Annotated in this window: 21 protein-coding genes; 11 read left to right on the forward strand and 10 right to left on the reverse strand. The window is 69.8% G+C overall.

Features of this window, described 5'->3' with window-relative positions; genetic code table 11:
• Positions 1–449: hypothetical protein (locus VMS22_05870; GenBank protein ID HXJ33552.1), on the forward strand; the 449-nt coding region annotated here is incomplete at its 5' end.
• Here VMS22_05870 and VMS22_05875 read toward each other — a convergent pair.
• Both VMS22_05875 and erpA read right to left on the reverse strand, forming a co-directional pair.
• Positions 446–1,120 (reverse strand): HAD hydrolase-like protein, encoded by a 675-nt coding sequence (locus VMS22_05875; protein ID HXJ33553.1) that lies wholly within the window; start codon positions 1,118–1,120, stop codon positions 446–448. The two genes, VMS22_05870 and VMS22_05875, sit on opposite strands and share 4 nt — an antisense overlap.
• A 13-nt stretch (positions 1,121–1,133) precedes the next feature.
• On the reverse strand, positions 1,134–1,472 hold the full coding sequence (gene erpA, locus VMS22_05880) for an iron-sulfur cluster insertion protein ErpA (protein HXJ33554.1): 339 nt from the start codon (positions 1,470–1,472) through the stop codon (positions 1,134–1,136).
• 190 nt (positions 1,473–1,662) lie between these two features.
• Between erpA and VMS22_05885 the strand changes: the two genes are divergently transcribed.
• The 3 genes from VMS22_05885 to VMS22_05895 are packed head-to-tail and all read left to right on the forward strand — an operon-like array spanning position 1,663 to position 4,860.
• Positions 1,663–3,420, forward strand: a complete 1,758-nt coding sequence (locus VMS22_05885) for a histidine kinase (GenBank protein ID HXJ33555.1) — start codon at positions 1,663–1,665, stop codon at positions 3,418–3,420.
• Positions 3,417–4,097: a response regulator transcription factor gene (locus tag VMS22_05890; GenBank protein ID HXJ33556.1), complete on the forward strand. Its 681-nt coding sequence runs from the start codon at positions 3,417–3,419 to the stop codon at positions 4,095–4,097. The genes VMS22_05885 and VMS22_05890 overlap by 4 nt, the downstream gene beginning before the upstream one ends.
• 58 nt (positions 4,098–4,155) lie before the next feature.
• The gene (locus tag VMS22_05895; protein HXJ33557.1) at positions 4,156–4,860 is read left to right on the forward strand and encodes a hypothetical protein; all 705 of its coding nucleotides are present in this window, start codon (positions 4,156–4,158) and stop codon (positions 4,858–4,860) included.
• On the opposite strand, the gene VMS22_05900 is transcribed toward VMS22_05895, so the two are convergent.
• From VMS22_05900 to uvrB, 4 genes are all read right to left on the reverse strand, one after another.
• A complete protein-coding gene (locus tag VMS22_05900; GenBank protein ID HXJ33558.1) occupies positions 4,809–5,297 on the reverse strand; it encodes a hypothetical protein in 489 nt (162 codons plus the stop codon). The genes VMS22_05895 and VMS22_05900 overlap by 52 nt on opposite strands.
• A 142-nt stretch (positions 5,298–5,439) precedes the next feature.
• The gene (locus VMS22_05905) at positions 5,440–7,821 is read right to left on the reverse strand and encodes a DNA internalization-related competence protein ComEC/Rec2 (GenBank protein HXJ33559.1); all 2,382 of its coding nucleotides are present in this window, start codon (positions 7,819–7,821) and stop codon (positions 5,440–5,442) included.
• Between the two features lie 39 nt (positions 7,822–7,860).
• Positions 7,861–9,699: an excinuclease ABC subunit UvrC gene (gene uvrC / locus VMS22_05910; protein ID HXJ33560.1), complete on the reverse strand. Its 1,839-nt coding sequence runs from the start codon at positions 9,697–9,699 to the stop codon at positions 7,861–7,863.
• A gap of 67 nt (positions 9,700–9,766) precedes the next feature.
• Complete coding sequence (uvrB, locus tag VMS22_05915) at positions 9,767–11,782, reverse strand: excinuclease ABC subunit UvrB (GenBank protein HXJ33561.1); 2,016 nt, start codon at positions 11,780–11,782, stop codon at positions 9,767–9,769.
• Between the two features lie 120 nt (positions 11,783–11,902).
• Here uvrB and VMS22_05920 point away from each other — a divergent pair, with 120 nt between their 5' ends.
• Together VMS22_05920 and VMS22_05925 are read left to right on the forward strand one after the other, a co-directional pair.
• On the forward strand, positions 11,903–12,274 hold the full coding sequence (locus VMS22_05920) for a cupredoxin domain-containing protein (protein HXJ33562.1): 372 nt from the start codon (positions 11,903–11,905) through the stop codon (positions 12,272–12,274).
• 21 nt (positions 12,275–12,295) lie between these two features.
• The gene (locus VMS22_05925) at positions 12,296–13,657 is read left to right on the forward strand and encodes a hypothetical protein (GenBank protein ID HXJ33563.1); all 1,362 of its coding nucleotides are present in this window, start codon (positions 12,296–12,298) and stop codon (positions 13,655–13,657) included.
• Between the two features lie 9 nt (positions 13,658–13,666).
• Here the strand turns inward: VMS22_05925 and VMS22_05930 are convergent, their stop codons facing one another.
• Genes VMS22_05930 through VMS22_05940 form a run of 3 tightly spaced genes read right to left on the reverse strand, consistent with a single transcriptional unit; the run spans position 13,667 to position 15,220 of the window.
• Positions 13,667–13,978 carry a DUF3106 domain-containing protein gene (locus tag VMS22_05930; protein HXJ33564.1) on the reverse strand — a complete coding sequence of 104 codons (312 nt, stop codon included), beginning with the start codon at positions 13,976–13,978 and terminating at the stop codon, positions 13,667–13,669.
• Positions 13,978–14,565, reverse strand: coding sequence for a zf-HC2 domain-containing protein (locus tag VMS22_05935; GenBank protein HXJ33565.1), 588 nt, complete (start codon positions 14,563–14,565; stop codon positions 13,978–13,980). The genes VMS22_05930 and VMS22_05935 overlap by 1 nt, the downstream gene beginning before the upstream one ends.
• Before the next feature lie 10 nt (positions 14,566–14,575).
• Positions 14,576–15,220, reverse strand: coding sequence for a sigma-70 family RNA polymerase sigma factor (locus VMS22_05940; protein HXJ33566.1), 645 nt, complete (start codon positions 15,218–15,220; stop codon positions 14,576–14,578).
• Between the two features lie 132 nt (positions 15,221–15,352).
• On the opposite strand from VMS22_05940, the gene VMS22_05945 reads away from it, so the two are divergent.
• A complete protein-coding gene (locus VMS22_05945; protein HXJ33567.1) occupies positions 15,353–16,951 on the forward strand; it encodes an ATP-binding protein in 1,599 nt (532 codons plus the stop codon).
• 9 nt (positions 16,952–16,960) lie between these two features.
• Complete coding sequence (locus VMS22_05950) at positions 16,961–18,313, forward strand: sigma-54 dependent transcriptional regulator (GenBank protein HXJ33568.1); 1,353 nt, start codon at positions 16,961–16,963, stop codon at positions 18,311–18,313.
• 118 nt (positions 18,314–18,431) lie between these two features.
• Here the strand turns inward: VMS22_05950 and VMS22_05955 are convergent, their stop codons facing one another.
• On the reverse strand, positions 18,432–19,109 hold the full coding sequence (locus VMS22_05955) for a methyltransferase domain-containing protein (GenBank protein HXJ33569.1): 678 nt from the start codon (positions 19,107–19,109) through the stop codon (positions 18,432–18,434).
• Between the two features lie 50 nt (positions 19,110–19,159).
• On the opposite strand from VMS22_05955, the gene VMS22_05960 reads away from it, so the two are divergent.
• Genes VMS22_05960 through VMS22_05970 form a run of 3 tightly spaced genes read left to right on the forward strand, consistent with a single transcriptional unit; the run spans position 19,160 to position 21,029 of the window.
• Entirely contained in the window at positions 19,160–19,423 is a 264-nt protein-coding gene (locus VMS22_05960) for a hypothetical protein (GenBank protein HXJ33570.1), read from the forward strand.
• Positions 19,420–19,893, forward strand: a complete 474-nt coding sequence (locus VMS22_05965; protein ID HXJ33571.1) for a hypothetical protein — start codon at positions 19,420–19,422, stop codon at positions 19,891–19,893. Before VMS22_05960 ends, VMS22_05965 begins: the two co-directional genes overlap by 4 nt.
• Positions 19,875–21,029 (forward strand): hypothetical protein, encoded by a 1,155-nt coding sequence (locus tag VMS22_05970; protein HXJ33572.1) that lies wholly within the window; start codon positions 19,875–19,877, stop codon positions 21,027–21,029. The genes VMS22_05965 and VMS22_05970 overlap by 19 nt, the downstream gene beginning before the upstream one ends.
• Positions 21,030–21,133: the final 104 nt, after the last annotated feature.

Here is a 21,133-nt window from a genome sequence, read left to right on the forward strand (position 1 = left end):
GGCCGCACGCCGCCGTCCGTTTGACTGCCGTTGCCCCTGCGCGCTACCCGCGGGGCATGCGCCTCTTCCTCGCCGCCATCCTCACGCTCTCGATCGGCGCTCGCGCGACGTGCGCGCAGCCGCATCCGACGATCCCGGGCAGCACCTGGCACGCGAAATCGATCAGTGGCAGCGCGCTGCTCTTCATCGTCGACGAGATCGGCGTCCACTTTCGCGCCGACGGCACGTTCACGGCCACGGCGCGCTTCCTCGACGGCCAGACGACGCAGAAGAACGGCACCTACGTGATCGGCCCGGGCGGCTCCCTCACCCTCACGGTGCCGGGTCTCGGCAAGCCACAGCGCGTGCACTACTACGAGGACGTCGGGACTCTGGTCATGCAGGATCCCGGCTTCGGCGTCAGCTTGCGTCTGCAGCCCGGCCCGATGAAACGCCCGAGCTGGTTCTAGGCTACCGAGCCGATCACCACGTCGACGAGCTCGCGCGGGTCGTCGACGATGCGCTCCGGGTTGGCGGCGCGCAGCGCCGCCGGGACGAGGCCCCACCCGACGCCGCAGAAGGCCGTTCCACCGGCGACGGCTGTCGCGAGATCGACGGTCGAGTCGCCGACGAGAAGCGTGCGTTCGCATGACGTGCCCGTGAGGCCGCGAAGGTAGTCGAGCCCCGCGGGGTCGGGCTTGCGCGACGGGAGGGAGTCGCCGCCGATCACGTCGCAGAACATCGTGGCGACACCCAGTCCGGATAGGATCGTGCGGCTCATCGCAACGGGCTTGTTGGTGAGAACCGAGAGCGCCGCGCCGCTCGCCGCGAGGGCGGAGAGCGCCTCGGGGACTCCGGGGTAGAGACGCGTGCGGTCGAGCAAGTGATCGGCATAGTAGGCGAGGAAGCGGGCGACTCCCTCGTCGACCAGGCCGGCGTGCGACTCGCCGAGCGCCCGGCTGACGAGCCGGCGCGCACCCTCTCCGACCAGCGCATACACCGACTCGGGCGCGATCGGCGCGAAGCCGAAGCTCTCGAGCACGTGGTTGGTCGCCCCGGCGAGATCGGCGCGCGAGTCGATCAGCGTGCCGTCGAGGTCGATCGCGACGTGCTCGTAGCGAAGCCGGCGGGGCCGCGTCACCCGCGCCGAGGGCTCACGCCGAGAACGAGGACCCGCAGCCGCAGGTCTGCTTGGCGTTCGGATTGACGAACTTGAAGCCCCCGCCCGAGAGGCTGGAGACGTAATCGATCTGGATGCCCCGCAGGTATTGGGCGCTGGTCGGGTCGACCCGGACCTCGAAGCCGTCGTACGCGACGACCTCGTCGCCTTCCTGGGTCTGGTCGTCGAAGTCGAGCTGGTAGCTGAAGCCGGAGCAGCCCCCGCCCACCACCGCCACCCGCAGGGCATGGGCGTCGGACAACCCCTCTTTGACTCGAATCTTCTTCACCATTTCCGCCGCTGGGGCGGTCAGGGTCACCACGGGTTCGGCCATGCATCGACGATAAGAGTGGCCCGGCAGCAAGTCAACGCACTGCAAGGATTTGTGACGGCACCCGCCCAGGAGTCGGGGGGTCGTGCCGAAAGACCGGATCGTGCGGTGTTGCCAGAATTGCCCTGGCATGATTGCACAGGGTCACCCTCCCCCCCTGGCATAGGGGTTGCTCCCCTACCGAGACCATCGCATGCACACGGTCGACCCAGCGCGACACAGGGGTGCCCACAAGGGTGCTCCACTCGAGGCCTTCTCCCGCACGGAGAAGATCATCGCGTTCTGTCGCGTCCTGCTGGCGCTCGCCACCACGGCGATCGTCATCGTCGACCCGAAGCAGCCCTCGTTCGCGCCCGACGTGGCGGTAGTCGTCCTCGTCGCCTACCTCCTCTACAGCGTCGTCCTCTTCGTCCTGGTCCGCGGCGAGCACGTGCGCCAGGAGCGGGTGGGCGCGTTCTCGGCGGCCGCCGACATCGTCTGGGTGAGCTTCATCACCATCTTCACCGAGCGCGGTGCGAGCCCGTTCTTCATGCTCCACGTGTTCCTCATCTCCAGCGTCAGCGTCCGCTGGGGTCTCGCCGCGACGGTGCGCGTGACCGTCCTGCTCGCAGCCCTCTACCCGGCCGTCATGTGGTTCGCGGGGCACATCCTCGGCTCGGACGACCTCGTGCTCCACCGCGCCCATCTCGTCCGCCCGGTCTACCTGCTCGTCATCGGGTATCTGATCGGGTACCTCGGCGAGCACGAGCGCCGCTCGAAGCGGAAGCTGGGTTTGCTTCTCGACCTCACCTCGGTCGTGCGCCGAACGCCGCCGACCGGCCGCACGCTCACGCAGCTCATGCGCCGGGTGCTCCGCTTCTTCGACGCGCAGCAGACGATCCTCGTGCTGCGCGATCCCGAGAGCGGCCGGTACTTCACGTGGAGCGTCACACGGCGTTCCGGCCACGTGCGCGTCGGCCTTCGCATCACCGAGGACGACCCGTACGCGCTCCCCTTCGCCGCCGAGAGCGAGGGCTTCGTCGCCAACGACCTGCGACCCGGGCGGCGTAGCGCGCTCTGCTACGACGTCATCACGAGCGGCATCACCCGCCGCGCCATTCCCGCCGACGTCCCGCTGCCCGGCGACGGCGCGCAGGCTCTCCTCGTCGCCCCGGTGCTGATCCAGCGCACGCTGCGGGGACGCGCCGTCGTCGCACGCGAGACGCGCCGCAAGTTCACGCGGGACGACCTCGAGTTCCTGCTCGTGCTGGTCGGCCAGGCGGCCGCCGGGTTCGAGACCGTCCGCCTCCAGACGAAGGCCGAAGAGGTCGCCGTCCTCGAAGAGCGCGCCCGCATCGCGCGCGACCTCCACGACGGCTTCATTCAGGCGCTGGCCGGCATCGACCTCCGGGTCGAGGCGTGCAAGCTGCACCTCCAGCGCGATCCGAGCCGCGTCCCGCGCGAGCTCGAGGAGCTGCACCAGGCGGTCGATCGCGGCTATCGCGAGGTGCGCCACTACCTCACCGTGCTGCGCACCGCGAGCCGGCAGGCCGACGACTTCGGGACGACGCTCGATCGCCTCGCCGCGGAGTTCTCGATCCGCGAGCGGCTCCGCGTCTACCTCTCGCGACCGCCCGCCGATCCGGGCCTGCCGACGTCGACCGCCTACGAGCTGACCCAGATCGTGCGCGAGGCGCTGCACAACGCCGTCCGCCACGGCCGCGCCACGCAGGCGATCGTGAAGCTCGCCGCGCGGCCGTCGCACGTCTATCTCGTCGTGCGCGACAACGGCCAGGGCTTCAATGGCAACGGCAGCGTCGACCCGGATGGATTTCTCGCACCCGCAGCCTCGCCGTGGTCGATCCGCGAGCGGGCGGCCGCACTCGGAGGATCGCTACGCGTATGGACACGTCCGAACGAAGGAGCCGAGATCTCGCTCATGATACCGGTTTCGCAAGGGGGGAGCCGATGAGCATGCCGCACCGCAAGCAACGCGTGGTGATCGTCGACGATCACACCCTCTTCCGCGAGGGCTTGAAGACGATCCTCGCCACCGAGGACGACATCGAGGTGGTCGCCGACCTCGACAGCGCCGAGGACATCGTCGAGCTCGTCTGGCAGACGCGCCCCGATCTCCTGCTCCTCGACATCCGCATGCCGCACGGCAGCGGGCTCGACGCGATCCCCGCCGTGCTGAAGATCAACCCGAACACCCAGGTCCTGGTCCTCACGGCGTCGGACGAGAAGGAGGAGCACGTCCGCGCCTTCCGCCTCGGCGCCAAGGGCGTCATCCTGAAGGACTCCGCGCGCCAGACGCTCATGCAGGCCATCCGCACTGTCTGCCGCGGCGAGATGTGGATGGACCCGCGCATGTCGAGCGCCCTGGTCGACGAGCTCTCGCACCTGGGCGGCGACGGCGACGTCACCAGCCTGCGGCACGAGAACGGCCTCACCGAGCGCGAGCTCGAGATCGTTCGCCTGGTCGCGTCGGGCTACAAGAACAAGGAGGTCGGCACCTCGCTCTCGATCAGCGAGCGCACGGTGAAGACGCACCTGACGAACATCTTCCAGAAGCTCGGCGTCCGTGATCGCGTGGGGCTCGTCATGTACGCCTTGAAGCACGGGCTGACGGGTGCGGCCGCATCGTAGGCAGCGCCACTCGTTCACCTTGACTCGGACGCGACGCGCCGGGTAGCGCTTCATCGTGATGCGCCGGCGGTTGCGACGAAGCATGTGCATGGCGGCCCTCGCACTCGCCGCCGTTGCGCCCGCCGCCCGTGGAGAGCTCGTCCCCTGCGGATCAGCGGACGTACCGGCCGTTGCCGGCGCGATCGCCCGCATCGAGGCGAGCCGCGATCCCTGTGGGCGGTCGCCTGAGATTGCGGCGATCCTCGACACGGTCCGCCGTTGTCCCACCCGCTATCGGATCTGCGCCGCCACCGGTCTCAGCCGCAACGAGCTCGATCTTCCAATCGACGAAGACGGCCGGCCGCTGCCGCGCACCATCAGCTGGAACCCGACGCTGCGCACCGTGCTCGAACCCACCAGCGCCGCCGTGCCGCGCGATCCGACCGCGTCGTTGCTCCACGAGCTCGCGCACGCGGCCGACGATTGCCGCGGCCTCGATCCCGGCGAGCGCGAGATGGAAGCCGTCTCGATCGAGAACGTCTACCGCCGTGCGGCCGGGCTTCCGCAACGGATGGCCTACGGCGATACCCCCCTTCCCCAGCCTCTGGTCATGGAGTGCGCGCCCGGTCGCTGCCCGTGCTCCGCGCCCGTTCACGCGGCGCCTGGTGCCGGCATCCGTGCCCGCACGTCGGACAGCGACCGGGCGGCAGGTGATGCGGTCCTGGTGGCGCCCTACCGGCAAAGCGTACCGAGGTTCACCCACTCGCCGTCGTTGCACAGGTAGGTCGAACCGGAACGGCAGACGGTCGAGCTGCTCGATACCGTCGCGCCGTCGAACATGCACGTGCGGCCGGACGGAGCCACCTTGATCGGCGAGTCACCGACGCTGCACGGAATCCCGAGCGTCGCCCACGTCCCGTCCTCGCAGCGGAACTGCTTGCCCGACTGACAGCTCGCAGCGCCGGTCGAGAACGAGATCCCGTCGAACAGGCACGTGCGCGACGGCCTCGTCGCGACGTCACCCGTGCAGGCCGCGCCCGTCGCGCGCCAGTCGCCGTCGTCGCAGCGGAACTGTCCTCCGGTCTGACACGCCGAGGCGCCGTCCGAGTACATCGTGCCGCGGTAGAAGCAGTGATCCCCGGCGAGCGCGGAATGTGTGGCACATCCCACGCCGAGCGCGAGCCCCAAGACGAGAATCGTCACGGTCTCTTTCGTGGTCATCGTACACTCCTCCTCGGTTGCGAGAGGGAGCAGCATCCGTGCCAGCGCGCCCGTGCCCCCCGCGCCACGACGTCGTGCGCATCCGTGGGCGTACTTTCTACATTCGGGCGTCGCGTGCCGGCCGCGTTGGCGGCGGACTAGCTCAATGTGGCGTCTCGCATGCGGGCCGGAACGTCGTCACCTCCATGTCGCGTCCGTTCGTCTCGATGGTCACCGCGCCGCAGCGATCCGTGCGAAGGACGCGGGCGCCCGCTCGCCGATAGCGCGCCACGACGTCGGAGGACGGATGACCGTAGCGGTTGTCGCTCCCGACCGACACGACCGCGATACGTGGCGCCACGGCCGACACGAAGTCGTCTCCACTCGACGTCGCGCTGCCATGATGCGGCACCTTCACGACCGCGGCGGCGATGGCTGGCCCGCCTCGAAGAAGGCGCTCCTCGGCGGCGGCTTCCACGTCGCCCGTGAGGAGCACCGCGACGTCGCCGTACCGGACCCGCAGGACGAGCGAGCCGTCGTTGAGCGACGGCGCGATCCATCCGGCTGGCGGGTGCACGACGTCCACGTCCGGAAAGCGTGGGACCGTGTCACCCGCGCGCAGGGCGCGCTCCGGCACGCCCGACACGGCGCACGCCTCCGCCAGCGCCCTCCAGGCGCTCCCGCGATCGGCGGCGCCGTTCCACCACAGCTCGCCCACCTCGAAGCTGCTGACCACGCGCGCCAGGCCCGACGCGTGGTCGGGGTGTGCATGCGTCATCACGACCGCATCCACCGAGGCGATCTTGCGAGTGCGCAGGAACGGCTCCACGACCGCCGATCCCGTGTCGAAGTCGGAACCGGGAAAGCCGCCCCCGTCGACCACGAGGACACGTCCGTCCGGCAGCTCGACGACCGCGGCGTCGCCCTGGCCGACGTCGAGAAACGTCACGCGCAAGCGGCCCGGAGCGCTCCGCTCGTGTACCCACCAGGCGATGTCGCCGAGGAGGACGAGCGCGACCACCACGAGCACGCCCCGCCGGCGTCCCGCCTCGAGCCAGAGCGTCGCCACGAGCGCGTAGCACGCGACCACCTCGACCGCGGTGGGGATGGGAGTCGCCACGGCCGCCATCGGAAAGCCACCGATCCGCTCGACGAGATCGACGCCGAGGGCGGTCGGCATCGCCGCCACCTGGAACAGCCACGCCGCCACCGACGGCACGAGCGGAGCCGCAAGCGCCGCAACCAGAGCCGGCACGAGGACGACGCCCCCGAAGAGCGGCACGACGAGCGGATTCGCGACGACCGCGGCCAGCGACACCTGATGGAAATGCAGCGCGGTCAGCGGCGCCGTCGCAACCCAGGCGGCGAACGACGCGCCGGCCGCAACGCGGAGCCGCGCCGTCCACGAACGACCGCCGGCGGAGCCGTGCGCTCGTCCCGCCCACAGCACGAGCGCCAGCACCGAGGCGAACGAAAGCTGGAACGAGATCTCCAGCGGCGCGCCCGGCCACTCGAGCGCGACCGCGATCGTCGCCAGCGCGAGCGCGCGCAGCGGGCGGGCATCGCGTCCGAGGACCGCCGCCGACACGACCGCGCAGGTCATGACGACCGAGCGCAAGGTCGCCGTTTCGAAGCCGGCGAGCGCCCCATAGAGCACCGTCGGCACGACGCTCGCGACCAGCGCCGCCTTTCGCACGTCGGTCGCGAGGAGCAGGCGCTCGCTGCGTCCCAGGAGCCACGCGATCGCAAGCGTCGCCGTCCCTGCGACGATCCCGACGTGCAGGCCGGAAACCGAGAGCACGTGGACGACGCCCGCACGGGTGAAGGCCAGGCGGAGGCGATCGTCGATCGAGCCTTCATCGCCCAGCACGAGCGCGGTGAGGACGGCGCGTACGTCCAGGCGCTGGACGTGTCCCAGCGCCGCGGCGACGCTGGCGCGCCACGCGTCGATTGCGTGCACGAACCCGGGGGTGGGCCGGGCCAGGCGCACGACCTCGGCCCCGTCCCAGACGCTCGCCGTGGACCGGATGCCGCGCCGTGCGAGATGCCCGAGGAAGTCGAAGCACCCGGGGTTCCCGAAGTTGCGCGGGCGGCGCAGCGTCGTCCATACGGCGATCCGCTCGCCGCGCGCGAGGTCGGGTGCAGCGCCACGGATGGTGAGACGGATGCGACCCGACGTGGGCTGCGGGCCGCCGCCGCGATCGACCGATTCGGCCACGACGATCACGACGGTTCGCCCCTGGCGTGCCGCGGGCACCGTGGCGACGCGTCCCACGAGGCGCGCGCGGACCGGAAGCGGAAGGTGCGCGACGTCACCCGGCGCGAGCGGTCGGCCGAGCGCCAGCGCGACGATCGCCCATCCCGCGGCCATGCCCGCGAGTCCCGCTACCGGAGCCACGAGCGCGCGCGACGGACGGTACCGGAGGGCCAGCGCGCACCCGGCGGCGCACGCGACCAATGCCGGCGCGGCGGCCCCCGTGTTCGCGAGCAGCTCGCCCGCGACGATCCCCGCCGCCACCCACTCGACCGCCGCGCGCACTCCCACCCCGTGCTCCTTTTCCCGGGCGGGCAGGCTCGTCGGTCGCTACTCCGCGAGCGCCTCCTTGATGCGGCCGGCGATCTCCGCGGTGATGCCAGTGAAGGCCGTGAGCTCCTCCAGCGTCGCCTCGCGAATGCGACGGACGCTGCCGAAATGTCGCAGGAGCGCGCGGCGCCGGCTCGGCCCGACGCCCGGAACGGCATCGAGGGGCGAGCGGAGCCGCGCGCGATCGCGCAGGCGGCGATGGTACGTGTTCGCGAACCGATGGGCTTCGTCCCTCGCACGCTGGAGGAGAAAGAGCGCCGTCGAGTTCGTCCGCAGGATCACGGGATTCTTGCGCCCGGGGAGAAAGACGCGCTCCGGGCGGCGCGCCACCTCGCGCGCGGTCGGGTCGCGCTCGACGCGCTCCTTGGCGAGGCCGATGACGGGAAGCTGGCCGAGCCCCACCTCCTCCAGCACCGCGCGCGCGGCACCGAGCTGGCCCGGCCCGCCGTCGATGACGAGGAGGTCCGGCAGGGGCTCGCGCTTCTCACCCTCCCGGAAACGCCGGCGCAGGACCTCCGCCATGGACGCGAAGTCGTCCGTCCCGACCACCGAGCGTATGCGAAAGCGCCGGTAGCCGTCCTTCCACGGCTGCCCATCGACGAAGGCGACGATGGCGCCGACCGACTCCCCGCCCTGGAACGTCGCAATGTCGATGCACTCGATACGCCGAGGAGGCTTCCGGAGATGGAGGCGTGTTTGCAGCTCGGCCACCTGCCGCGCACCCTCGGCGGCGGCCTCGCGCCGGCGCGCGAAACCCTGGCGCGCGTTCTCGGCCGCCATCTCGACCAGGCGCTTCTTGTCTCCGCGCTGCGGCACCAGGAAGGCGACTTTCCGTCCACGCCGCTCGCCGAGATACTCGGCGCGCACCTCTGCGTCGGAAATCGCGCTCGGCAGCAGGACCTCGTCGGGGACATCGCGCGGCGTCGCCTGGTAGAACTGCGTCAGCACCGCCTCCAGCACCTCGGCGTCGGGCAGCTCCCAGTCGTCGAAGGCGTAGGCGATCGTGCCGACGAGCGTCCCGTTGCGCACGAAGAGGACCTGCACCTCGATGGCACCGCCTTCGCGGTAGAGCCCGAAGACGTCCTGGTCCCCGCCCCAGTGCTCGAGGACCTGCTGGCGTTCCTGCGTCATCTCGAGCGAGCGGATCTGATCGCGCAGGCGAGCCGCGTCCTCGAAACGCTCGGCGTCGGCCGCAGTTTCCATGCGTTCGCGGAGTGCCCCGGCGACCTCGCGATTGCGTCCCTCGAGCAGGAGCATGGCCTGTCGCAGGTGCTCGCCGTACGCCGCCCGGTCGACCGGCAGCACGCACGGCGCGAGGCAGCGCTTGATGTCGTACTCGATGCAGGGCCGGCTCCGGTTGCGGAACACCGCGTCGCTGCAGGTGCGCAGGGGAAAGACCTTGCGGATGGTGTCGAGCGTCTCGCGGACCGCGGCTGCGTGATGGAACGGGCCGAAGTAGCGGTTGCCGTCCTTCACGATCCGGCGCGTGACGAGGACGCGCGGCCACGGGTCCTGCGTGGTCACCTTCACGCTGACGTAGCTCTTGTCGTCCTTGAGGCGGATGTTGTAACGCGGCCGGTACTGCTTGATGAGCGTGTTCTCGAGGATCAGCGCTTCCTTCTCGTTCGCCGTGACGAGCGTCTCGACGTCGGCGAGCTTGCCGACCAGGAATCGCACCTGGCTGCGCTCGTCGCCGCCGCGCACGTACGTGCGCACGCGGGCACGCAGGTTCACCGCCTTGCCGACGTAGAGCACCTTCCCGTGGGCGTCGCGCAGCAGATAGACCCCGGGGGTCGTCGGGATCGTCGCCAGCCGCGCCTCGAGATCGACCTCGGCCATCCGGTGGGTCCTCTATATCATCCGGCGGCGGGCGGGAGCGCGAGGGTGCGGGCGGACGTCGGACGAGTCAAGCCTCGGCTCGCAGGCCCACGGCGCGGCGCTCGAGCCCCTGGATCTCGTCGCGCAACGCCGCCGCGCGCTCGAACTCGAGCTGCTTGGCCGCCTGCCGCATCTGCTCGCGCAGGCCCTTGACGCGCGCTGCCACCGCGGCGGCATCGAGCGGTGCGCCGTCCGGACGCTCCTCGTCGACGTCGACCTCGACATAGTCGCCCTCGCACGCGGCCACGAGCGGCTCCGCGATCGCCTTGCGGATCGTCTGCGGCGTGATGCCGTGCTCGCGGTTGTAGCTCGCCTGCACCCCCCGGCGCCGCTCCGTCTCGTCGAGCGCCCTGCGCATGGAGTCGGTGACGGTGTCGGCGTACATCACGACGCGGCCCCCGGCGTTGCGTGCGGCGCGTCCGATCGTCTGGATGAGCGAACGCTCGGAGCGCAGGTAGCCTTCCTTGTCCGCGTCGAGGATGCCGACGAGCGACACCTCCGGCAGGTCGAGCCCCTCGCGCAGGAGGTTGATGCCGACCAGCACGTCGAAGACTCCCCGGCGCAGGTCGCGGATGATCTCGGTGCGCTCGATCGTGTCGACGTCGGAGTGGATGTAGCGGACCTTGATGCCGACGTCCTGGAGGTAGTCCGTCAGGTCCTCCGCCATCTTCTTGGTGAGCGTGGTGACGAGCACGCGGTCGCCCTGGCCCACCCGCTCGCGGATCTCCCCCAGGAGATCGTCGACCTGGTGGCGAGCGGGGCGGACGAGGATCTCGGGATCCATGAGCCCCGTCGGGCGGATCAGCTGCTCCACCACCTGGCCGCGCGCCTGCCCCACCTCCCAGTTCCCGGGCGTCGCCGAGACGTAGATGGTGTGCGGCATGCGGCGCTGGAACTCCTCGAAATTGAGCGGCCGGTTGTCCAGCGCCGACGGCAGCCGGAAGCCGAACTCAACCAGCGTCTCCTTGCGCGAACGGTCGCCGCGGTACATGGCGCCGATCTGCGGCACCGTCACGTGGCTCTCGTCGATGACGAGCAGCCAGTCGTCCGGAAAGTAGTCGAGGAGCGTGTACGGCGGCTCACCCGGCGCACGGCCGTCCAAGTGGCGCGAGTAGTTCTCGATGCCCGGGCAGAAGCCCATCTCGGCCAGCAGCTCGAGGTCGTACTGCGTGCGCTGCTCGAGCCGCTGCGCCTCGAGCAGCTTGCGCGTGTCGTTCAGCTCGACCAGGCGCTCCTTCAGCTCGACCCGGATCCCGTCGACGGCGCGCTTGAGCGTCGGTTCGGTCGCCACGTAGTGGCTGGCGGGATACACCTGTACCTGCTCGATCCGTCGCAGCACCGTGCCGCGGAGCGGATCGACCTCGGCCAACGTTTCGATCGTGTCGCCGAAGAGCTCGACGCGGATGGCCCGCGCCTCCTCGTAGGCCGGATAGATCTCCACGACGTCGCCACGCACGCGGAAGGTGCCACGCGAGAAGTCGTAGTCGTTGCGGACGTACTGCATGTCGACGAGCTTGCGCAGGAGCGCGTCGCGCTCGATGGTCTCGCCTCGCTCGAGCATGATCAACATGTCGAAGTACGAGTCCGGCGAGCCGAGGCCGTAGATGCACGACACGCTCGCCACCACGATCACGTCCGTGCGCTCGAGGAGGGCCTTGGTCGCGGCGTGGCGCAGCTTGTCGATCTCGTCGTTGATCGACGAATCCTTCTCGATGTACGTGTCGGTCGAGGGAACGTACGCCTCGGGCTGGTAGTAGTCGTAGTAGCTGACGAAATACCGCACGGCGTTGTCGGGGAAGAAGGTCCGGAACTCGTGGTAGAGCTGCGCCGCCAGCGTCTTGTTGGGGGCGATGACCAGCGTCGGCTTCCCGACGTTCGCGATGACGTTCGAAACCGTGAACGTCTTCCCGCTGCCGGTGACGCCGAGCAACACCTGGTGTGCCTGGCCGCCGCGCACGCCGTCGGTCAGCGTCGCGATGGCCTGGGGCTGATCGCCCGCCGGCTGGAAGTCGGCACGCAGCCGGAAGGCGACGTCGCGACGCATCGGTCGGGCGATGATACCAGTCGGGGCACTTCGCACAACGCGTCTCGTTGCACTCCCGTACCCGGTATGGTTCACCTGCGACACACGCGCTTCGTCGTTTCCACCAGGAGGAGAACGTCCATGCGTCAACTGCTGCTCGGTCTCGCCGTCGCTCTCGGGCTCACGGTCACGCTCGGTGCCACCGCCGCACGCGCCGAGGACCAGACGATGAGCTTCACGATCGTGAACGTCGAGTACGAAGGGTCCAAGATCTGGGTCCCCGGCACGCTCGTCGTGAAGAAGGGGACGCTCGTCAAGCTGAAGCTCGTGAACAACGTCCCGTCCGACCCGAACCAGCACGGGTTCGCGATCGCCGCCTACAACATCGCCGAGGTGGTGAACCGCGGCGAGCCGAAGAGCATCGAGTTCAAGGCGGACAAGGAAGGCATCTTCCCGATCATCTGCCAGCTCCATCCCGCCCACGTCGGCGGCGAGCTCGTCGTCCTTCCCTGATCACGTAGCGCCAGGACTCTCGTGATCCGTTTCGTTGCAGCCGTCGTCGCCGTGCTCGCGGCGACCGACGCGAGCGCCCTCACCGTGCTCACCGTCGGCAAGACGGCAGTGTTCCGTGCACACGGGGGCGTGGCATCGGCCGTCGTCGGCTTCGGTCGCGACCCGGCATTCGCGACGCCCGCCGACCCCACCTGCACCGGCGGAGCGGTGATGACGTTGCAGGTCGCCGCCTACCCGCAGGCGACGGCGCGTCTCGACGCCCAGGACGAGGTCACCCTGCCCTGTGAGCGATGGAAGCGGAGCGCCGGCGGCTTCGTCTATCGCGATCCGGACGGCGCCGTCGGCGGGGTGCGGAAGGTCGCCTACAGCCGCTCGCGTTTCGTCGTCCAGTTCGAGGGCGGCACCTACCGCCACGTCGCGGGTCCGGTCGGCTACGCCGAGCTCTGGATCGACATCGCCGGCGAGCGACTCGTCGGCCGCTTCCACAACTTCCGCAAGAACACCGCCGACCTGCTGGTTGCGCGCAAGCCATCCGCCGCTGCCGCTGCGGGCGAAGCCGCGTTCTGGGACGTCCTGCACGCGAACGACGACTCGCCGGCGCGACAGGACGACGCCCTGCGGGAGCTCGCCAAGGCCGCCAAGCGGGACCGCAAGGACGGGTGGTCACGGTTCCTCATCGGGATGATGCACCTCTACCGCTTCGCCCAGGCGACGACGACGTTCGATCAGGTGAGCGACCAGGCCGAGACCGACCTCGCTGTGGCGAACGACGCCTTCCACGCGGCGCTCCCGCTGCTGTGGGACGGCGCTGCCGGCGACTCCCGCGTTCCGGGCTTCGCCGCCGCGGCGAAGTTCGCGCTCGGGACCGTGCGCGGCGACGGCCCGCTCCAGGCGGCCGGCCTCGCCGACCTCGAGGTTGCCATCGACGTCAACCGGTTCTTCAACGTCTTCGATCTGATCCCGGTCGCGCAGGCGACCCCACCCGGCGATCCGCGCTACGCCCAGGTGCTGGCGCGCCTCGACGCGTACTTGAGCGATCCCGACACGCCGACCTGCTTCTTCACCCAGCCCGAGATCTGCGGCGACGCGGGTCTCGCACCGCGCAACGCCGTCGGCGCCCTCGTGCTCTTCGGCGATCTCTACGCCAAGGGCGGAGGGCTCGACGCTGCCAACGTCGTCAAGGCCGAATCCTGGTACGGCCTCGCGAACAACCTCTCGCACTCCACGCTCACGGCGCCGGGCTACCGCTTCCAGTCGGCCCTCGACGCGCGCGTCGGACACGCGCAGGAGCGAGCCGACCTCTATCAGGACTCGAATCCCTCGAACGATCCGGCGATCGTCGGCGCCGCCCACGAGGCATGCGCCGTCTGCCACTACAAGTAGCGCGGCTGCTCAGCGGTTCTGCTGCTTCCAGCGCTGGTACTTCTCGTGGAACTGCTGGCGCTGCTGGGGCGGCAGGCCGCGGTAGGCGTCGTAGTTCCGGCGTAGCCGTTCCTGCTCGTTCGGCGGCATCGCCTGGAAGCGCTGATAGCGGTCCTCGAGCGACTGCCGGCGCTGCGGCGGGAGCGCCTCGTAGCGGCGGTAGTTGTCCCACGCCCGCGCGCGCTCCTGCGGCGTCAGGTCGGACCAGTTGCGCGGGGCCGGCTGCGCTCCCGCGCTGGAGACGACGACGAGCACCGCGATCGTTGCCAACGCGCGCCCCATCATCCGTTCGACGGCGTCCCTCCGGCGTCGGGCGTGCCGCCGTCGTCCGTGTCGGTCGTGGCGATGGCGTCGAAGTGCTGCAGCTTCTCCATGTTGCGCAGTATCGGCAGGTCCATGAAGAGGTCGGGGCGCGCCGCCAGTGCAGGGGGCGGCTCGTCCGGAACGCGGCGTGCCTTGCGGGCGACGAGGCGCGTGCTCGGCGGCGCCTGAGCGACCGTGTCCCGGCGCGTCGTGCTCGTCGGACCCGCCGGTTCGTCCATCCCGCGCACGATCACCACGGCGAGCAACGCGACCGCACCCGTCGCGACGATCGGAACGCCCGATCGCAGCCACGCGAACGCCGAGCCCTGCTCCTCCTCGGCCGCGAGCTTCCGCACGTCGCGCAGCACGTTCTGCTCGAGACGCGCCGGCATCGGCGTCTCGACGGCGAGCGTGTCGATCGCAGCCAACACGCGGTCCGTCGACGCGCGCTCCGCGCGACATCGCTCGCAGGTCGCCAAATGGCGATCGAGCGCCCGGCGGCGCCAGCTCGCGAGCTCGCCGTCGTAGCCGGCGATCACCAACCTCTGTGCAGTGTGGCAGCGCATGGGTCCTCTACTACATGTGCTCTCGGAGACGAGCTTTCAACGCATGGATCGCCCGGAACAAGAGGGCCTTCACGGCCCCCTCGCTGCAGCCGAGAACCTCGCCCACGTCACGATACGCGAGCCCGTCCAGGCGCGACAGCGTGAGGGCGGCCCGCTGCTTGGGCGGCAGCGATCCGATGGCCTCCTCGAGGGCGCGCGCCAGCTCCCGGGTAGAAGCGCCCTCCTCGGGCGTGATGGCTTCCGGATCGGGGAGCGACGGCCCCTCGCGCATCTCCTCGCCTTCGGGGCGATCCCAGAGGTCGACCCGCAGATGGCGCTCCGGGCGTCGCAGCTCGTTCAGGCAGAGGTTGGTCGCGATCTTGAAGAGCCAGGTCGCGAAGCGGGCTTCCGGACGGTAGCGATGGCGGAAACGGAACACCTGCACGAAGACGTCCTGGGTGACTTCCTCGGCGCGGGCCTCGCTCCCCACGAGCCGGCGCGTGTACTGCAGGACCCTGGGGCCGAACTTCCCGAACAGCTCCCCGAAGGCCCCCTGGTCGCCCGCTTGGACCCGCAGCATGAGGGCGACGTCGGGGTCGGCACCTGCTGCCGCGGGTGCTGCAGCATCGACCTCGGTGGCGCCCTTGCCGGCGCCGGCTCGCAGCGGCGCCGTCACGGGACAGAGCTTAGGCCATGGCCCACGCGTTGCCCAGGGGATCGCGATGGCGGTCACGTGCCGACGAACACATGCGGCGGACGATCGTTGCGGCGCTGGCGTGCCCCCTGGGCGCCTGCTAACCCCGACCTCGTGGCCCTCGACGCCGCCGATGCTTCCCTCGTCCGTCACGTCGAGCGGATCGAGGCATACGTCCGCGGTACGGGCCTCCTGCAGATCCCACCGGAAGAGATCGAGCTGCGGCGCGCCCTGGCGGATTTCGTCATGGAGCGTACCCCGGCCCTGCTCCCGGGGTGGATGCGGGAGATCGGGCCGGCCCTCGGGATCCCCGAGCGCGACTGGACGGCGATCATCGCCGACCAGATGGCGGCCGTATCGCGCTGGACCCGCCACATCGCCGACCCGCGCGACATCGAGACGTATCTCTTCCTGCGCAGCCATGCCCGGCGCGGCTTCATCGCGCAGTTTCCCGCCTCGCGCTTCATCGCGGCGCAGATGCGTCTGGCGCAGCTCCTCGACGCCGAGATCCGGCGCATCCACGCCGGCGACCCGGCGCAAGCCGAACGCCTCACGACGCTCCTCTGGCAGGAGCTTCGCATCCGGGTGCTGCACATCACCGACTTCTTCGTCGACGGTCGCGAGGAGCTGCTGCTCGAGCAGGAGGCGAGCTACCGCCGGGCGATCGACCACGCCCCTGCCTGCATCCTGCGCACCGACACCAGCGAGGGTCGCCTGGTCGACGCGAACACGGTCGCCGAGCGCCTGCTCGGCATGCCACGCGCCGAGCTCGTCGGCCGGCGTTTCACCGAGCTCCTGCCGCCGGGCGAACGCGTCGCCGCCGAGGCGCTCCGGCAGGAGGCGCTCGCCCGCGGATCGGCGAGCCGCGACGATCTCCACCTCGTCGTCGCGGGCGGCCAGACGATCCCCGTCTACGTGAGCGTCGGCGCCATCGACTACGGCGATCGTCACTGGGTGCAGCTCGTGTGCATCGACATGTCCGAGCAGCGCCGCCTCGAGGCTCAGCTCGTCCAGTCCGAGAAGATGGCGGCGATCGGCCAGCTCGCCGCCGGCATCGCCCACGAGCTGCGCAACCCGCTCGCGATCGTGATGAACGCCCTCTACGACCTGCGCGCCCGCCTCGACCATGCCGACAAGGACGTCAGCGAAGATCTTCGCATGGCCGAAGACGAGATCGGCCGCGCGCAGTCAATCATCAAGAACCTGCTCGAGTTCTCGCGCGAGTCGGGCTCGGAGCTGGAGCGCCTCGACGTCAACGCCCTGGTCGAGCGGACGCTGCAGCTCCTCGAGCAGTACCTGAAGTCGAGCGGCGTCGAAGTGGCGGCAGAGCTCGGGCCGGTGCCCCCGTGCATCGCGAACGACAACGCCATGCGGCAGATCCTCCTCAACCTCGTCACCAACGCCGTGCAGGCGATGCCCCAGGGCGGCCGCCTCATGGTGCGCACGCAGCGCGCCGGAAGCGATCGCGTGCGCCTCGAGGTGCAAGACACCGGCGTCGGCATTCCCCAGGCGCATCTGCGCGACATCTTCAATCCGTTCTTCACGACCAAGGCGCCCGGCCAGGGCACCGGGCTCGGCCTGTTCGTCGTGCACGCGATCCTGCACCGCTACGGCGGCGACGTGCGGGTGACGAGCGAGCTCGGCGTCGGTACGACGTTCACCATCGAGCTGCCCTGCCTCTGCCACAGCGACGTCGTGCCGCGGGCGTCCTGAAGGGCGCCGATGACCGCGCGCATCCTGCTGGTCGACGACGAAATCAACATGGCGCGGACGCTCGCCAAGAATCTCGAGCGCGCCGGCCATGTCGTCACCCACGCGCTGCACGGCGAGGCGGCGCTCGGGCTGCTCGGCGCCGACACGTTCGACGTCGTGTTGACCGACCTGAAGATGCCGGTCATGGACGGCATGGGGCTCCTGCGCGCGATCCACGAGCGCGGCATCGGGATCGCCGTCGTCGTCCTCACCGGCTACGGCACCATCGAGAGCGCCGTCGAGGCGATGAAGCTCGGCGCCGCCGACTACCTCATCAAGGACGCCCGCCCGCAGGAGATCCTCCTCACGATCGAGCGCACGTTGAAGGTGCAGGCGCTCGAGCGCGAGAACGCGCGGTTGAAGCGCGAGATCGGACGTCTCGAACGCATCGGTGAGCTGGTCGGCTCGAGCGGCTCCATGCAGGAGGTCTACCGGCTCGTCGACGCCGTCAGCCAGAACAAGAGCACGATCCTCGTCTCGGGCGAGAGCGGGACGGGCAAGGAGCTGGTCGCACGCACGATCCATCAGCGCGGGCCGTGGGCCGCGGCGTCGTTCGTCGCCATCAACTGCGCCGGGCTGTCCGAGACGCTACTCGACAGCCAGCTCTTCGGCCACCGCCGGGGCGCGTTCACCGGCGCGGTCAGCGACCACGACGGCGTCTTTCGCGCCGCGGCGGGCGGCACGCTGCTGCTCGACGAGGTCGCCGAGATCCCGCTCTCGCTGCAGGCGAAGTTCCTGCGCGCCGTCCAGGAGCGCGAGGTCACGCCGCTCGGTTCGACCCGGCCCGTGCCCGTCGACGTGCGCCTCATCGCGGCGACCAACCGCGACATGACCGCCGAGGTCCGCGCCGGCCGCTTCCGCTCCGACCTCTACTACCGCCTGAACGTCGTCCACATCGAGGTGCCCCCGCTGCGCGCCCGCCGCGAGGACATCCCGCTGCTGGCCGACCATTTCCTCGAGCGCTACTCGCGCCAGTATCGCGTCGCCCCAAAACGCCTCGCAGCGGACGCGCTGGCGCGGCTCACCACCTACGACTGGCCCGGGAACGTGCGCGAGCTGCAGAACGCGATCGAGCGCGCGTTCGCGCTCTCGGTGGGGGACGTCATCACGGAAGACGCCCTGCCTCCCGGAATCACCGGGCGAGCTCGCCGCGTCCCGCTCGAGCGTGCCGACGGCAGCCTGCCGACCCTCGACGAAGCCGAATCCCGTCTCATCGCCGCCGCGCTCGCCGAGAGCAACGGCAACAAGAACGAGGCCGCGCGCCGTCTCGGCATCGATCGCCAGCGCCTGTACCGGAAGATCGCCAAGTACGGGCTCGGTTAGGAAGCCCGACCCAAGAATCCGTCTTGGGTCGGAGGCGAGAATGATGCGCTGGTGCCACGAACGCGACACACCCGCGTCCTACCCCGAGCCAAGACGTAGTCTTGGCTCGGCCTTGCTCCTAGCGCCGCATCACGACGAGGCCGACGTCGACGGGGAGGCCCTCCTCCCGCACCTGCCGGCTCGATGAAGACCACGTGAAGCCGCGCCGCGCTGCCTCGTCGTAGAAGCGCGCCGTGTCGATCCGGTGCCCGTCGGCGAGCAGCACGACCCCGCCCGGCGCGACCAGGTCCGCGAGCGCGTCCGCAACACGTCCGAAACACTCGCGGTCGTAGAGGACCTCGGCCGCCAGGACGACGTCGAATCGTGCCCGCCACGCGCAGCGGATGAAATCCGCGGCGACGAGACCGAGCGCGCGGCAGCCGTTCGCCTGCAGGGACTCACGTACGAACGCGAGCGGCGCCCGCTCCCGGTCGACGAACAGGACGTCGGCGCCGCGCCGTGCTGCAACGATCCCGGGAAGCCCGAGCCCGCACCCGATCTCGATCACGCGGCCGGCTCGCGCCGGAACGATCTCCGCGAGAAGCCGCCCGCCGCTCCACGCGTGCGCCCAGTACGGCGGTTCGGCGGGATGGTCGGAACGCAGGAGCGCGTCGCGATCGACGTACCGTTCGAGATCGGCCACTCGCCAGAGCGCGACGACCTCGTCGCCGACGGTCACCTGCGCCCGGGCCGCCTCGTAGCCGGCGATCACGCGTGTCGGCGCATCGTCGGGAGCCTTCTCTCTATTGTCACCCATTGGGGTTGGTGCTATCACGCGACGACTTCGCGGCACTGCGGGAGGACGAGATGGACGAGATGGTTCGGCAGACGGATCAGATCATCAATTTCACGCGCGAGATCAACCGGCGGATGACCGAGTCCGGCGTCTCGGGCGTCGAGGGCCTGGTGGGACTCTACGATCAGCTCCGCGGCGCGCTCGCCAAGGTGAGCACGCAGGAGATCGAGTGGGCGCAGGGCGAGGTTACGCGCGTGCTCGAGAGCCTCAAGCGTCTGTCGACCGAGCTCGGTCACCTCGCGGCGCTCAAGTCCGCGCTCGAGCACGGGCATTGATTCGGCCGGTCGTCGTACTGGCCGCGTGCCTGCTCGCGGCATGCGCGGGCGGCGGCCCTAGCGGAGGAGGGGGCGGTGGCGGCGGGAACAAGTGTAAGTGCGATCCGCCCGGCTGCCCGACCGTCTCCTACTCGCAGAACATCCAGCCGATCTACGACCGGTCCTGTGCCCAGTCGACGGCCTGTCACCGGGGGAGCGTTCCCGCCGGCGATCTCGATCTCAGCCAAGGCAAGAGCTACGGCCAGACCGTCAACGTCAAGTCGTCGCAACAGCCAAAGGTGCTCCGCGTGAAGCCCGGCTCGCCCGACAACAGCTACGTCTACCAGAAGATCATCGGCGCGCCCGGCATCTCGGGAACGCTGATGCCGCAGAGCTGTCCGGGCAACCCCCTGCAGGGCGCCGTCTGCCTCTCGGCCGACGACATCGCCGCGATCGGGCAATGGATCACCGAATGCGCCACCAACTCGTAGCAGTCCTCGGCGTCCTCGTCGCACTCGCAACCACTGCGCGCTTTTCGGCCGCGGAACCCTACCTGGAGGTCCGCGCCGGCGCCAAGTGCAACGACTGCCACACCAACCTCACCGGCGGCGGAAAGCGGACGCCCTTCGCGCACATCCACGCGCACGACATCCTGGACGATCTCGACCTGCTGCCGATCCCGCCCACGGTGAAGGGCTTCAACGGGCAGATCAACGAGTGGGTGTCGATCGGCGGCGATCTGCGGGTCCGGAACACGACCATCTTCCAGGACAAGTTCGGGCATTCGAACAGCATCCCGTCGGATCAGGCGTTCCGTCGAAGCGTCACGTCGAACACGACCGAGGTGCAGGAGTTCCTCGGCTACGCGCAGGTCGATCTCTTTCCCGACTACGTGACGCTCTACAGCGACTTCAACCTCAACGGCGGCGTCACCAATCGCGAAGCATTCGGCCTGATCCGCGGTCTCCTGCCGTACGACACCTACCTCAAGGCCGGCCGCTTGTACCCGACCTACGGGCTGCGAGTATGGGACGACACGGCCTACATCCGGGGCCGCGTCGGCTATACGTTCCAGAACCCGGACGTGGGCGGCGAGATCGGCTTCGCCCCGGGTCCGTACTTCCTCGCCACCTCGATCACCAACGGCGCGAGCGGTGACAAGAGCGTGCAGGTGACGGTGAACGGCTACGGCCTCTACGAGGACGTGCCCGTGGTGCGCAACGTCCTTGCGGGCGCGTCGTACGGGTTCCAGAGCGACAAACGGTGGGTGGCCGGAGTGTACGCCGGGTCGAACATCTGGCGCCTCACCTATCTCGCCGAGTTCGACTACATCGACGACCGGACGGTCGCCTCCGAGAACAAGCGCGACCAGTTCGCCGCCTACGCCGAGCTCGATTTCCTGCTCTTCTCGTGGCTCAACATCCGCGGCACCTTCGACTACGTGAAGGTGAACCACGACCAGAACCAGGTCCGCTACTGTATCGGCGCGGAGCCCTTCATCAATCGCTTCATCCAGCCGCGGATCCAATACAGGATCAACAACGGCCCGAATCAGCCGAGCACCAACCCGAGCGTCCTCACCGAGAACCAGGACGAGCTCGTGTTCGAGCTACACTTCTTCTTCTAGACGCCGACGCAAGACTGCGTCTTGCGTCGGGGGCGAGTGTGGCGCCGTTGTGGCATGCGCGGCCGGTATGCCGCGCCGGCCAAGCCGGCGCGGCAAGGGTGCTA

Source organism: Candidatus Eisenbacteria bacterium (genome assembly GCA_035577985.1).
Taxonomy (GTDB): Bacteria; Desulfobacterota; Binatia; order DP-6; family DP-6; genus DATJZY01.